A 14,348-nucleotide genomic window follows, 5' to 3' on the forward strand; every position below is an offset into this window, starting at 1 on the left:
AGTTTTGACAAAAGATATTACCAAAGTTACTCCCTACAATTCTGAGGCTACCAAAAAGAGCCAGGTAGAGGATATGTTCGACAATATTGCACCGAAGTATGACCTTCTGAATCATGTTTTATCTATGAAAATTGATGTTTTATGGAGAAATACATTGGTGAAAATGATGAAAAAAGACGATCCGCAGGAAGTGCTGGATGTGGCTACAGGAACGGGAGATTTAGCAATCACGATTCAAAAAGGAACCGATGCGAAAGTAATTGGTTTGGATTTGTCACAACAAATGCTGAATGTTGGCGTTATTAAAATAAAAAAACTTAATTTAGACGGCAAAATTTCCATGCAAAAAGGAGATGCAGAAAATTTACCTTTCGAGGACAATAGATTCGATGCTGTTTCCGTTGCATTTGGAGTAAGGAATTTTGAAAACCTTACCAAAGGTTTGGCAGAATTAAGAAGAGTAGTAAAAGATAACAAGAGTGTTTATATACTGGAGTTTTCAAAGGTTGAGGGGTTCTTAGGTCCATTTTATATGTTTTATTTCAAAAATATATTACCTGCCATCGGCAGATTGGTTTCCAAAGATAATAGGGCATATACATACCTTCCGGATTCTGTAAATGCTTTTCCTTTTGGGGAAAAGATGAAGCAAATTCTTTTAGATACAGGATTTAAGAAAGTAGAATATAAAAAGCTAAGTTTAGGTATAGCCACAATTTATAAAGCAACAAAGTAACCTATGAATAAATTTCTATTAAGAGCACTGGTTTTAGCCTCAGTTAATATTGCAGTTTTTGCAGATGCACAGTTCAGAACCCGAAACAGAATGGATAAGTTGGAAGACTTTGACGAGCAAAAATTCAGTTGGGGTTTTTATTTGAACGGAAACAGGCTGGACTACCGCATCGTCCTTCATCCAAGATATGGTGCGGAAGGAAATCAGAATCTTGTTAAATCCAGAGAAAGCTACAGTTTTGGTGCAGGTTTGATCGCCAAGTGGAGACTGAATGACTATCTGGATTTAAGAATGGAACCAGGCTTGCAATTTGCTCAAAGACAGTTGACTTTCAATACCCAGTCTAATGACCAGTATGCTGCTGGAACATTGACGAACCCACCTTTTATGCCAATTCCTTTAACGGAAAAAGATAAAGTAAGAGAAATAAAGTCTACATTGGTGGATGTTCCTGTTTTGCTTGAGCTTCATGGCCAGAGATGGTACAATTCAAGACCGTATGTTGCGGCTGGGGTGAATTATATTGTCAACCTTCAGTCTAATTCAGACTCCGAAGATGATAACATGCAGCAGGTTTTCAGATCTACTACGCATAACTTTGCATGGTCGGCCGAATTGGGAATTCAGTTTTATTTCAATAAGTTTAAACTTACTCCGGCAGTTAGAGGAACATTCTTCATGAACAATGAGAAAGTAGCGGATAATGCCAATACACCACCATATTGGGCAACTGCAATGTCTACACTTCAGACCAGAGCAGTGATGTTTGTCCTGAAATTTGAATAAGAAAATATCCAAAAAAATATAAAAGGAGGTGCTTTTGCATCTCCTTTTTTCGTGCCAAATCAAAATATAGAGACTTTTATTTTTGTTACTGTTATTATTTTTTTACTTTTGCTATTAGTTAGAATATAGAAAACCTGAAATGCTTCAAGATTTAGAAAACAATTTTTCAGAATTAGAGAAAAAGATTTTGATTTTACAAAAGAATTATAAAAGTCTTACTGAAAGATTATCAGAACTAAGTATTGAGCATGAAGATCTGAAAACGAAATATGATGAGGAAAGAAGAAGAAATCAGGTATTAGCAGAAGAACAAAAAAATATAAAACTTTATTCAGCAATATCAGGGAATCCTGAACACAACAGGTTAATGAAAAACCATATCAACAGATTGGTAAAAGAAATTGACTTCTGTATTGCACAGCTTCAAAACAGTGGATTATAATGGATGTAAGAAGAATAACCATCAACATTGCAGGAAGGGTGTATCCGCTGAACGTACCGGCCGCAGAAGAGGAAACTCTGCGTAAGGTAGGAAAGCAGATCGAAAGTATGATTAAAGATTTTGAACAGAACTTCGATGTAAGAGACAAACAGGATGCTTTGGCAATGTGTGCCCTGAAACTGGGAACCAATGCAGAAGTAGTTTCTCTCAACTACGAAAAAAATATAAATTCTACCAACGAAAGATTAGTGAAGATTAATCAGTCGTTGAATGAAATTGGGAAATAGATTTTTTTTCCCATCAGACTGCCTACAATAATTCTAACACATTAAAGGTAAACTCAACGCTAAACAATTACCGAGCAAATGTCCGCTGAATGGCGTGCCGGGTCTCCCGGATTACAGACAGTGGAAATCAGTTCAAATCGTGTTGATTAGGAGTTTACTCTATATCACTGAATTGTTGTAGGTTTTTTTTATTTAAATAAGTGTAAGACAATTAAACTCAATATATATTATGACAACAGCCATTATAGTCGGCATTATTTGCTTAGTGATAGGCGCAGTGTTAGGGATTCTTTTCTCTAAAAGCTCGCTTAATACCAAGGCAAAATTTATTGTAGATGATGCAAAGAAAAATGCCGAAAACCTTATAGAAAAAGCAAATGTTCAAGCTGAATCCATAAAGAAAGAAAAAAATCTACAGGCCAAAGAAAAATTCCTGGAACTGAAATCTCAGCATGATTCTGATATCCAGTCCCGTGAAAGAAAAATGCAGGAGATAGAGAAAAGAATCAAGGATAAGGAACACAAGCTTAATGACGAATTGAGCAAAACCGGAAAGCTTGAAAAGGATCTGGACAAGCAGATTGCAGATTATGCTAAGAAAAATGAGATCTTAGACAGAAAACAGCACGAACTTGACATTGCTACCACCAAGAAAGTGGAGATTTTAGAAAAGATAGCCAATTACACTGCAGAAGAAGCTAAGGCTGAATTGGTAGAAACAATGAAGGCTGAGGCTAAAACAAGAGCCCAGGCACACGTTCAGGGAATCATGGAAGAAGCACAGTTGAACGCTAAGAACGAAGCTAGAAAAATTGTTGTTCAGACCATTCAGAGAATAGGAACAGAGCAGGCTATCGAAAACTCAGTATCAGTTTTCAATATTGAATCGGATGAAGTAAAAGGAAGAATCATCGGTAGAGAAGGTAGAAATATCCGTGCTTTAGAAGCCATGACAGGAGTAGAAATCATTGTTGATGACACTCCGGAAGCCATTCTTCTTTCATGTTTTGATCCCGTAAGAAGAGAAATCGCGAGATTATCCCTTCACAGATTGGTGACAGACGGAAGAATCCACCCGGCAAGAATTGAAGAAGTAGTAGAAAAAACAAAAAAACAGATCGAAGAAGAGATTATTGAAGTTGGAAAAAGAACGATCATTGATCTTGGTATCCACGGATTACACCCGGAACTGATCAAAATCGTAGGGAGAATGAAATACCGTTCTTCTTACGGACAGAACCTATTACAGCACTCAAGAGAAGTAGCGAATATCGCTGCGACAATGGCTGCAGAATTAGGATTAAACGTAAAATTAGCCAAGAGAGCAGGTCTTTTACACGATATCGGTAAAGTTCCTGAGCAGGAGTCAGAACTTCCTCACGCCTTACTCGGAATGCAATGGGCTGAAAAATATGGTGAAAATGCAGAAGTTGTGAACGCAATCGGAGCTCACCATGACGAAATTGAAATGAAGTCATTATTATCACCGATCATCCAGGTTGCCGATGCAATCTCAGGAGCAAGACCGGGAGCAAGAAGACAGGTACTTGAATCTTATATCCAGAGATTGAAAGACCTTGAAGCTGCAGCTTTAAGTTTCGATGGCGTTTCCAGCGCTTATGCGATCCAGGCGGGTAGAGAACTGAGGGTAATGGTAGAAAGCGGAAAAGTAAATGATGAGGTAGCCAATCAGCTGTCTTATGACATTTCCGAAAAGATCCAGAACGAACTCACGTATCCGGGACAGGTAAAAGTAACCGTAATCAGGGAAACAAGAGCGGTGAATATTGCAAGATAATAACAGGAAAAAGATATTTTATAAAAACCTTTCAAGAAATTGAAAGGTTTTTTACTTTTATCAAAACTTAAAAATGCAAGAACTGTCTTTGTCTTCAAAAATGAAGTACATCTTTTCAATCCCTGTTATCATTTCGGCCCTGGGCTATTTCGTGGATATTTATGACCTGCTTTTATTTGGTATCGTAAGAATTCCCAGCTTGAAAGCATTAGGACTTAATCCTGATGCCGACGGAACCTTTATCCTCAATTGTCAGATGGTAGGGCTTCTTATCGGTGGGGTGTTCTGGGGAATCTTCGGTGATAAAAAAGGAAGACTTTCTGTACTTTTCGGCTCAATTTTAGTGTATTCTCTGGCCAATATAGCCTGTGGTTTTTTACCCTATCTTCCAAAAGAGCATCTTGTGTATCAATACGCCGGCTTGAGGTTTATAGCCGGATTAGGGCTGGCCGGGGAGCTTGGAGCGGGAATTACCCTTGTTTCTGAAAGCCTGCCGAAGAATCTGAGAGCGATCGGGACATCTGTTGTCGCTGGTTTTGGATTAATGGGAGCTGTAGTAGCTCAGTTAACCGTAGAACTCGCCGGCGGCTGGAATATTTCCTACATCATTGGTGGAATTATGGGGATTATGCTCCTTATTCTTCGGGTGAGTGTTTCTGAATCAGGTATTTATAAAAATATAGAGCATAAAAGCGTTTCCAAAGGAAATTTTCTTTCCTTTTTTACCAATAAAGAACGCCTTACGAGATATCTTAAATGTATCGCAGTCGGATTGCCTACATGGTATTGTATAGGTATTCTGGCTGTTTTAGCCAATCAGTTTGCCCCGGAATTAGGAATAAAGGACCTGAACCCCGGAAAAGCAATTATGTGGGCTTACGTGGGGATTTCTGTTGGTGATCTCATGAGCGGTTTTATTTCCCATGCCCTCAAATCACGGAAAATGGCTATTTTTTATATGCTCCTGTTCACTATAGTGGGTGTGGCGATCATGCTTTTCGGGAATACCAATACAGAAACAAAGTACTATATGTTCTGCGTCTGGCTGGGCTTAGGTACCGGTTATTGGGCCATGTTTGTAACGCTTGCTGCAGAACAGTTCGGAACCAATATCAGAAATACAGCAACAACTACTGTTCCCAACATGGTGAGAGGGTTAGTGCCAGTGATGATCCTTGCATTTGATCTGCTGAAAAATAATTTCACGGTAATTATAAGTGCAGCAGTCGTTGGGCTTGTTGTTTTCGGACTGGCTTTTTATTCCTCACTTACCATTTCAGAAACGCATGACAAAGACCTGGAATTTACTGAATAATAAAGCTATTTGAAAGGGATTGATAATTTTTAAGTGTAAGTAAATGAATAATTTAACATTTTGTTATGCTTTAAATAATCATTAATTGTTTACTTTTGAAAGTAAAGGAATTTAATTCTATTGTTTAATTAAAATCAAAACATCATGTCACAGGAAATTTTAAAAAGAGCAAAAAAGTTAAAAAAAGATGACCTTAAAAACATTATTGGCGGAGTTGGTGGAGTAATTACTCCGGATCTTTCACAATGCGGCTGTAGCTGTACAGGAGCAGTGACTGGCCCGTCATATTGTGTTAAGTATAAGAAATGTCTCCAGGTAATAACCTGTTGATAAAACATTTTATTCAGTAAAACCTTTCTAATTGAAAGGTTTTATTTTTTAAGCTTAACAATTCTGGAAAGGCTTCCCGGTATCTTTCAAAAATTCTATTTTTTATTCTCTCAACGGTTATATAACAATTTAAAAGTGGAAGATAATAAACTGTTTAATAAATGGTGTGGTTCATCATTTTGTTTATATTGCAATAAAGCTAATAAAATTAGGGTATTATTAAAATTTTAACTAAATTATGTTGCGAATAATTAATATTTGTTTAACTTTGAAAAGTAACAAAAACTATATTGTTTAATCTCAAATCAAATTATTTAACACTATGAAAAACGCTAAAAAACTAAAAAAAGCAGATCTAAAAAACATTGTAGGAGGAATAAGTGGGCCAGTCGATTTATCTAAATGCGGATGCAGCTGTTCAGGTTCTGTAACAGGTCCATGGTACTGTGTACAGTATATCGCATGTCCGCAAGTATATACTTGTAATACTGAAATTTAACGTTTATAAGTCAAAAATTAAACATTTCCACATTTAATACGCAAAAGCCTTTTGGACCTTCCAAAAGGTTTTTGCCATTTTAAGATTTAAGCGAAATTTTTTAAAAGATTACTTTTTAACGAAAGTTTGCAATTTTGAACTTGTAATTTGATTTAAGGCGAAAAAGCAGGATAAGCTTTATCAGTTAAAATTATAAGATTAAAAGAATAAAGTATATTAATCTATTAAAAATCTGTGGAAATCTACGGTTAAAAATATAAAACAAAAGAGAACTTAAATAATATTGTCAGCTGATAATATAAAGCAGACTTCCCACACTGATCGTAATCCATAAAATAACAGCTACGGCCAAAGGCTTAATTCCTATTGTTTTTAAAGTCTGGATAGAAAGTGTTGATCCAATCAAGAATAAGGTAAGATTCAGGCCCGCTTTTGCTACAGCAGTTACAGAACTGCCCAAACTATTAAATACAGGAAAATAGGTATTTAAAAGAATAGCGATAACAAACAAGCCAATAAACCATGGTATTTTAATCTTCGATCCTTTACTTTTAAAAATAAACATAGTGATTACAGAAACCGGAATGATCCATAAAGCACGCGCCAGTTTCACGGTTGTTGCTATTTTTAGAGCCTCATCTCCATACTTGCCAGCTGCACCAACAACAGAACTCGTATCATGAATTCCCACTGCGCACCACAGCCCGAACTGTTCCTGAGAAAGATGCAGCAGATGACCTATAGCAGGATAAACAAACAATGCCACAGAATTCAATGTGAAAATAATAGCAAGTCCCAAAGAAATTTCCTTTGTGCTTGGCTTTATGATAGGAGAGACGGCAGCAATAGCACTGCCTCCGCAAATTGCCGTTCCCGCCGAGATCAGGTAAGATAATTTTTTTTCCAGGTTAAAAACTTTCCCTAAAATAAAGCCAAGAACCATGACTGTTAAAATACTGATGACCGTTAAAAGGAAACCCGTTTTACCTGCTTGTAGAGCTTCGTTAAGTTTAAGCCCGAAACCTAGGCCAACGATAGAAACTTGCAGCAATAAGTGAATGTATTTGTGCAGATATTTCTCAAAAGGGTTACTCATAAAAATAGCTAAACCAAAACCCAACGCCAACGCGATAGGGGAAGAGATTATAGGAGTGAGACATACAACGGCCAGTATAATAAAAACAACCTTTTGTACCGTTTCGTTTTGGATGAAATCTTTCATAAATAAGTATTGAAATCAGACTTCAAAATTCCGAAATATAGTATTACAAAGTAAATCGTATTTTATTATAGTGGATAACTTTTGGTTATGATTATGGAAGTTTCTGGAAGCAGAGTTTGAAAGTAGATTAAGATGGAAATAAACATCACGGTATCAGGGTAAATCAAGACTTTAGTAGATGAGTATTATATTTTAGAATATTTTCCGGAAAGCCGTATGTCTTAAAAAAAGAATTATTGATAATTTACCAATATTGTTTTTAGTAATTATAGTAATGTAATATATTTTTGATTTTATATAGTATGAATTGCTTTATTTCGTGTATTTAACATAATAAATTTATTTATTTATCTCATGGTAGAGAAATATATTTATTCTATATTTGTTACAAGCGGTTTCCGAAAAGCTAAAAGAGTAGGAGAAAAAAATTAATATTAACTATGAAAAAATTAGAAAACCTTAAGGGGAAGAAATTAGGCAACATGAAAAGTATTATTGCTGGTAAAAAATCATTAGATTTAGGTCTGACTGGTCCATGTGGAGGAACGGGTTCTGATACCGATCCGCATGTATTGGAAACCCTTACACTGATCAAAGGTGGAGGTGGTACCAATGACGGATGTGACTAGTCACTTGATTTTTCATGAAAAAAATTAAAGACTCTTTATAATATAAAGAGTCTTCCTTTATCCATTAATTCATAAAAAAAATGATTCTAATTTTATCAACACCCAATGATGATGATACCAATCTGGTAATGGAGCACTTAGCTATTTTGGGCGAAAAGTGTATAAGAATAAATGATCTGGATCTGTTTAATGGAAATACAAAGATGTCTTATGAGCTGTCACCTAAGCCAAGGCTTTTCCTGGAGAATGTTTTTTTTGGAAAGCTGGACCTCTCGGACATTAAATGTGTATGGTATAGGAAATTCGGCTTCTTTGATAAGTTTAAAAAGAAATTCAGAGGAGAAACGAATATCGAAATGTTAGAATATCTAAAATTAGAATATACCACTACACTGGATCTTTTCTTTGACTTTTTAAAAGATAAGAAATGGCTTAATAACTACGTGAGCGTTAAAAAATTAAACAAAATAAGCACCCTTATTGCTTCCCAGAAAATAGGATTAAGCATTCCAAAAACCAATATAACCAATCATAATGATTCTTTGGATCTGAACGAATCATACATTACCAAATCCATAAAAGACGGTACCGTCATTGATGTCGGGGAGAAAACATTCTTTTTTCTTACAAAGGAAGTCAATTCCAAGACAATGGCTCAGTACAGTCATTTTTTTCCAAGTTTATTCCAGGAAAAAATAGATAAGGAATACGAACTTAGGATTTTCCATCTAAATGGAAAAAACTATCCTATGGCGATCTTTTCCCAGCGAGATACCCAAACGGGAGTAGATTACAGGCATTACAACTACAGCAAACCGAACAGAATGATCCCTTATTCTCTGCCGGAAGAAATTGACGAAAAAATATGCAGGCTGATGAAAGATCTTGAGCTTGATACAGGTTCTTTAGATATCATAAAAGGTAAAGACGGAGACTATTACTTTTTGGAAGTAAACCCTTCGGGCCAGTTCAGGATGACCGCAATGCCATGTAATTACGAGCTTCATTATGAAGTGGCACAATGTCTCAAAAAAATGAATACATGAAAAAAACATTATTAAAAGAATTGGGTTATGAAAAAAAGAAAGAACTCCTTCCTGTTATTTTCTCCCATACAAGTCCAATGGATGTTAAAAAAATAAAAAGAGACCGCCCATTTAGAATGGTCGATACCTCTATTCACCAATCAGAAATATATTGTTTAAGAATTTATAAGGATGGAATTAACATATCTACGGAATAATAAGGATAAATATATTCATGTATTTTCATGCTGTATACCTGTAAAAGGCCATGAAAGAGGTGCCATATACGATATTCAGAGAGAGGAAATTGAATTGGTGCCCAATACCATGATCGATTTTATAGAATATATAAAAAACAGGAAAGTAAGTTCCGTTCTGGAAGAATTTGAATTGGATAAAATGGCTGGAAAATATCTTGATTTTTTGGAAAAAAATGAATTTGTCTTCTATTCCAATACCGTTTCATTTCCGGAATTATCAGCTAAAAGTATCAATGAAGACACGTCTGTCATACAGTTTATGACGATCACCTTGTCAGAATTTATTAGTAATAACTTAGATCGTATTATCAGCAATATTAATGACCTGGGAGTGAAAAGATTGCATGTCCATATAACTGACCAGGACTGTATGGGAGCAATACATGAGCTCCTGCATTTGTTGGAGCATTCCAGGGTTACGAATGTTTCGTTTTCAATGCCTTATCAGAAAATTGATAAAAAATTATACAATAACAATCGGTTAAAAGCTTTATATCTGTTTAATGCTCCCAAAGAAAAGGTAGAAGCGAATAATGAAGTGACCAACTTTTTTATAACGGTAAGCGATGCCAGGATGTTTTTGCCTAAATTTAATATCAATACCGTAGATGTCAATTCTACCGCTTATAATATTGCGAAAAATTATAATTTATCGATATATAAGACTGTGTTTGTAGATGAATTGGGCAAGATTAAATTTAATATATCCGATAAAACAAGCTATGGCAATATCACGGATTCCTTTGAAGAAATCACGACCGGCACCATCAAGAAATTATCCATGATTTGGGATATTAAAAAGGAAGATATTGCTCCGTGTAATATTTGTGAGTTCAGATATTGCTGTACGGTAACACACATACCTTTTAAGACGGATGATGGTTATGCGGTGAGCTGCAATTACAATCCTCACACTGCTGAGTTAAACTAAATAGAAAATGAGAAAAAAACTGATACTATTCTGGACGTTGCTTATTGTAAGCTTTATAATGCAAAGCTGTAAAAATTACTATTATTTGCAGCATACACCTGCCGTGAATAACGAGGATGGAAACAGCGTTCATAATTTAAAGTTTGCCAATGAAAGCCTGCAGTTTATTACATTTTCAGACTATCGCACCAATAAAGTAAACGAAAAATATGTTTTCTTTAAAACAAAGGACGTCACCCATATCCTTAAAGCCAATATAAAAAAACCTTACAGTGAACAATTTTTATTTATGTATACCAATATGAGTATTTATAATAATATGTTAGGGTTTTATTATGAAGGCATATCACTGGATGAAGTCATGAAAGATTACAATAAAAAACCGGATATAGATTTAGGAAATGGTATTGTATATAGTTACAATTCCGGAAAATTCAATGTGGTGGATATTTATAGAAAATCTGAACATGGAGTGGTGAGATTCATCAATATCAATAATCCGGACGAAAAAGATCCTCAAAACAAAAAATTTCATTTAGAGATTAAAAATCTTTTCTTTGATCTTAACAAAAACCTGTGGGATAAGAATGCCTCAGACTTTCAATAATGCTTAAAGACAGTATATGGTTGAAAGTATAAGCAATATTTTAAAGTACCTTGAGAAAAAAAATATTTATCTGGACGGAAATGCGTTTTCATTCCAGATCAATTCTCATCCATCCTTTCCGAGCCTGCTATCGATAGTGAGCGCCCTAAATGTGAACCACGTATACAATTACGTCATAGAAATAGAAGACTCCGAAATAGATGAACTTCCGGATGATTTTATGGCTTTTATTGAGCTCGGTGAAAATGAACAGGAGCTTGCCTATATTGAGAAAACGAAGGAAGGTTATCTGATTAATGGAAAACATAGAATCAGCGCAAAAGAACTGCTTTCAAAATGGAGTAATATTGTTGTTTTGATCGACGAAACGCAATCGGAGCTTAAAAAGAAGAGTATCTGGAAATATCAGCCCTATTTTGTAGGAATTTCCATCCTTATTTTATTTGCTGGCCTATATTATTACATCAATGTGCGTTCCTTCATCCATCTGGTTCTGTCTTTTTGCGGTTTTATTCTATCCGTTCTTTCGTTAAGAAAAGTGTTCGGAATTGAAAATTCAATAGTCAGTAAAGTCTGTTCGGGAACCTATACAGATTGTTCATTTTCGGATGCCAAAAACGCCAATTTCATTTCCAGTTTTGGAGATTACAGCCTGGTGTACTTTTTTACCAATATGATCAGCATCCTCTTTCTCTCGAATATGCAGAACAGTGATGTTTTTTTTACCATCCAGAGATTATTGCTGGTAGTTATTCTTCCAGTCATCGCTTACTCCTTGTTTTATCAGTTATTTAAGATAAAAAAAATCTGTCCCTTATGTATAGGGATTATCATTATTTTGCTTTTGCAGACCTCTATTTTGATGATTTGATATGAATGTTACGCCTTTTATTTCCTTGTTTTTATACGGCTTTATGTACGTGCTCGCCTTTATCATATGGCTGGGCATCAAGAAGTTTTTAAAGCAGAGTGAAGACCATAAAAAACAGCTGATAAGAAAAAACAGAGTGGTAAGAAACCATGATGTTTTTACAAATACCCTGGCCAAGCAGGAAAGATTGGATCTTCCGGAGCCTGTCTTTGTCCTGGGAAATAAGGATGCCGACCTTGAGCTAACGGTATTTACAAGCCTGTACTGTGAAATGTGCAGAGATATGGGTAAGATCATTGATCAAATAATCTTTGCCTATTCAGATCAGATAAAAATAAATATTTTCTTTAAACCCCAGTCAGCTGAGGAGAAAAACAAGCATTTGCATATACTTCACAGCATCTTTTTATTTCAGGGAGAAAAGGAGTTTTTGCAGGCATTAAATTTTTGGTTTAAAAACAAGAACCTGGAGAAATGGAAAATTGCCGATCATAATGCTGAAGAAAACAGAGACATCTTCAACTCTTCAAACGAATGGTTTTCTCAAAACGGTATTATTTCCACCCCTACGGTTTTTATAGACGGATATGTTTATCCCTACGAATTTGAAAAAGAAGATTTATATTACCATATAGAACAGATTATAGAAAATAAACAATAAACACATGCGCAACAGGATATTAATACTCAACATGCTTTTCTTTATCATTCAAAACCTGTATTCCCAGAATATGAGGATCAATTATGATATGACGTATAAAGAAGATTCATTAAGCAGCGAATCGGTTACCAAAAAAATGGTGCTGCTGATTCATGGAGAAGAATCAAAATTTTATACCGAAAAACAATATAAGGTCGACTCACTCAGAAGTAATGGACTGAAGGGGTTTGCGGTAGGTGATAACAGTTTTATGGTGATTAAAAAACCTCAGAACTCCGCTTCAAAATACTATTTCGTTTTTAGAGATAACTATAAATTAACGGAATCTGAAAAACTGAACTGGAAAATAGAAAAGGAGACCACGAAAAAGAATAATTATACTTGCCAGAAAGCAACGCTCAATTACAAAGGAAGAAGTTGGGAAGCTTGGTTTACCCAAGAAATACCCATTCAGGAGGGGCCTTATATTTTTAAAGGCTTGCCGGGATTAATAGTTTACATGAAAGATGCAACCAATTCCTATGAATTTTCTTTTACAGGACTAAAGAAAAACTATCACCTTTTAGAGTTCGAGAATATGCAGCCTAGACCCATTGAAATTTCAAAAGAGAAATTGGATAAGGTATTTTTAGACTACTTCAATGATCCTTACAGAGAAATGAGATCCGGAAATGTAAAAGCAAAGTTTAAAGATGAGAAAGGTAATGATATTGAACCCAATTTCAAAGAAATGACAAAAAACACGCAAGATGATCTAATAAAAAATAATAATCCGATTGAACTTACCAATGCTGTTAAATATCCAAAATCATTGTAATGCATATGATTAATTAGGATCTGGAGCTAAAAAGAGTAAAATGAATTTAAAAATCTGAAATCTTGGCTCCTGATTCTCTACTTCCTAATTCACCATTCACTTGCGAAGCCAATTCACCATTCACTCTACAAACCATCTAAATCAAAATCCACCGGCCACATTTTCAACATGCAGCTCAATTTCCGCCACCTAAGATCTACTCCCTAGCTCCTCACAAACTTAAGGAAAAGCTTGATCACTTCCGATTGTTCGCCTTTCGGAAGAATAAAGTGAAAATCCCTTTCTATGCTAAAATTTTTAATGTCTACAATGGTCAGCGTATTATTCTTTAGTTCATTTAGGATACTGCTGATAGAAAGAAATGCCATACAGTCCGAATGCAAAAGGTAATTTTTAATGCTTTCGCTGCTTCCCAGCTGCATAACGGTATTGAGTTCTGCGATATTAATGCCTTTTTCCTTTAATCGGTTTTGGATAAATTCCAGAGTTCCGGAGCCCTGTTCCCGAAAAATCAGATTTAAGTTATAAAGATCTTTTAAACTTAACATTTTATTAGCCAATGGGTGATCTGCCTTCGAAGCAAGCACAATCTCATCCGCTTTAAAAATTTTATAATCAAAAAAAGACGACTGTGATTCCCCTTCAATGATGCCCAGATCTATCTTTCCCTCTTTCAGGAGCTCGGAAATCATTTCTGTATTGTGAGTGATCAGTTCGATCTTGATATCCTTATAATAGGTATTGAATTTTGCCAGAATTTCGGGTAAAACATATTGTGCAACACTTGTGCTGGCTCCTATAATCAGTTTTCCTTTATGCAATTCATTAATCTGGCTGATCTCAAATTCCAGGTCACGGTAGATATTCCGTATCTTCTCCGCACATTCATAAAGAATTTTTCCGCTCTGGGTAAGCTGTACAGAGGTTCCTTTCCGGTCAAACAGTTTCGTGCCCAACTGACTTTCAATCTCTTTAATATGCTTGGTCACAGCAGGCTGTGAAATATGCAGCTCCTCAGAAGCTTTTGTAAAGCTCAGCCTCGATGCAGCTATATGGAAAACCTTTAATCTGTAGTCAAACATTGTATTATAGATTTATGGTAAAACAAATTTAATGAAAATATAAGTTTGAT

At 35.3% G+C, this 14,348-nt stretch carries 17 protein-coding genes; 15 read left to right on the forward strand and 2 right to left on the reverse strand.

Annotated features, from left to right (window positions below; all coding sequences use genetic code 11):
• Nucleotides 1-4 precede the first annotated feature (4 nt).
• From ubiE to QF044_RS03940, 7 genes are all read left to right on the forward strand, one after another.
• Nucleotides 5-736 (forward strand): bifunctional demethylmenaquinone methyltransferase/2-methoxy-6-polyprenyl-1,4-benzoquinol methylase UbiE, encoded by a 732-nt coding sequence (gene ubiE / locus QF044_RS03910; RefSeq protein ID WP_307263885.1) that lies wholly within the window; start codon nt 5-7, stop codon nt 734-736.
• Nucleotides 737-739: 3 nt separating this feature from the next.
• Complete coding sequence (locus QF044_RS03915) at nt 740-1,522, forward strand: porin family protein (protein ID WP_307263888.1); 783 nt, start codon at nt 740-742, stop codon at nt 1,520-1,522.
• Between the two features lie 139 nt (nt 1,523-1,661).
• Nucleotides 1,662-1,964, forward strand: a complete 303-nt coding sequence (locus tag QF044_RS03920; RefSeq protein WP_307263890.1) for a hypothetical protein — start codon at nt 1,662-1,664, stop codon at nt 1,962-1,964.
• The gene (locus QF044_RS03925; RefSeq protein WP_184160709.1) at nt 1,964-2,251 is read left to right on the forward strand and encodes a cell division protein ZapA; all 288 of its coding nucleotides are present in this window, start codon (nt 1,964-1,966) and stop codon (nt 2,249-2,251) included. Before QF044_RS03920 ends, QF044_RS03925 begins: the two co-directional genes overlap by 1 nt.
• Nucleotides 2,252-2,480: 229 nt before the next feature.
• A complete protein-coding gene (rny, locus tag QF044_RS03930; RefSeq protein WP_307263894.1) occupies nt 2,481-4,049 on the forward strand; it encodes a ribonuclease Y in 1,569 nt (522 codons plus the stop codon).
• Between the two features lie 73 nt (nt 4,050-4,122).
• Nucleotides 4,123-5,364: an MFS transporter gene (locus QF044_RS03935; RefSeq protein WP_307263896.1), complete on the forward strand. Its 1,242-nt coding sequence runs from the start codon at nt 4,123-4,125 to the stop codon at nt 5,362-5,364.
• 144 nt (nt 5,365-5,508) lie between these two features.
• Entirely contained in the window at nt 5,509-5,694 is a 186-nt protein-coding gene (locus QF044_RS03940) for a hypothetical protein (RefSeq protein WP_307263900.1), read from the forward strand.
• A gap of 785 nt (nt 5,695-6,479) precedes the next feature.
• On the opposite strand, the gene QF044_RS03945 is transcribed toward QF044_RS03940, so the two are convergent.
• Nucleotides 6,480-7,415, reverse strand: a complete 936-nt coding sequence (locus QF044_RS03945; protein ID WP_307263902.1) for a YeiH family protein — start codon at nt 7,413-7,415, stop codon at nt 6,480-6,482.
• Between the two features lie 440 nt (nt 7,416-7,855).
• On the opposite strand from QF044_RS03945, the gene QF044_RS03950 reads away from it, so the two are divergent.
• From QF044_RS03950 to QF044_RS03985, 8 genes are all read left to right on the forward strand, one after another.
• Nucleotides 7,856-8,044, forward strand: coding sequence for a hypothetical protein (locus tag QF044_RS03950; protein ID WP_307263903.1), 189 nt, complete (start codon nt 7,856-7,858; stop codon nt 8,042-8,044).
• A gap of 80 nt (nt 8,045-8,124) precedes the next feature.
• Nucleotides 8,125-9,090: a grasp-with-spasm system ATP-grasp peptide maturase gene (gwsG, locus tag QF044_RS03955; protein WP_307263905.1), complete on the forward strand. Its 966-nt coding sequence runs from the start codon at nt 8,125-8,127 to the stop codon at nt 9,088-9,090.
• Nucleotides 9,087-9,287 (forward strand): hypothetical protein, encoded by a 201-nt coding sequence (locus QF044_RS03960; protein ID WP_307263907.1) that lies wholly within the window; start codon nt 9,087-9,089, stop codon nt 9,285-9,287. Before gwsG ends, QF044_RS03960 begins: the two co-directional genes overlap by 4 nt.
• Nucleotides 9,262-10,260, forward strand: coding sequence for a hypothetical protein (locus QF044_RS03965; RefSeq protein ID WP_307263909.1), 999 nt, complete (start codon nt 9,262-9,264; stop codon nt 10,258-10,260). Before QF044_RS03960 ends, QF044_RS03965 begins: the two co-directional genes overlap by 26 nt.
• A gap of 7 nt (nt 10,261-10,267) precedes the next feature.
• Nucleotides 10,268-10,867 carry a hypothetical protein gene (locus QF044_RS03970; RefSeq protein ID WP_307263912.1) on the forward strand — a complete coding sequence of 200 codons (600 nt, stop codon included), beginning with the start codon at nt 10,268-10,270 and terminating at the stop codon, nt 10,865-10,867.
• A gap of 16 nt (nt 10,868-10,883) precedes the next feature.
• On the forward strand, nt 10,884-11,738 hold the full coding sequence (locus tag QF044_RS03975; protein WP_307263914.1) for a vitamin K epoxide reductase family protein: 855 nt from the start codon (nt 10,884-10,886) through the stop codon (nt 11,736-11,738).
• A 43-nt stretch (nt 11,739-11,781) separates the two neighbouring features.
• Complete coding sequence (locus tag QF044_RS03980; protein WP_307263917.1) at nt 11,782-12,399, forward strand: thioredoxin domain-containing protein; 618 nt, start codon at nt 11,782-11,784, stop codon at nt 12,397-12,399.
• A 4-nt stretch (nt 12,400-12,403) separates the two neighbouring features.
• Nucleotides 12,404-13,216 (forward strand): GLPGLI family protein, encoded by an 813-nt coding sequence (locus QF044_RS03985; protein ID WP_307263920.1) that lies wholly within the window; start codon nt 12,404-12,406, stop codon nt 13,214-13,216.
• Nucleotides 13,217-13,419: 203 nt separating this feature from the next.
• Here the strand turns inward: QF044_RS03985 and QF044_RS03990 are convergent, their stop codons facing one another.
• Nucleotides 13,420-14,298: a LysR family transcriptional regulator gene (locus QF044_RS03990; protein WP_307263923.1), complete on the reverse strand. Its 879-nt coding sequence runs from the start codon at nt 14,296-14,298 to the stop codon at nt 13,420-13,422.
• Nucleotides 14,299-14,348 lie beyond the last annotated feature (50 nt).

Source organism: Chryseobacterium sp. W4I1, from assembly GCF_030816115.1.
Taxonomy (GTDB): domain Bacteria; phylum Bacteroidota; class Bacteroidia; order Flavobacteriales; family Weeksellaceae; genus Chryseobacterium.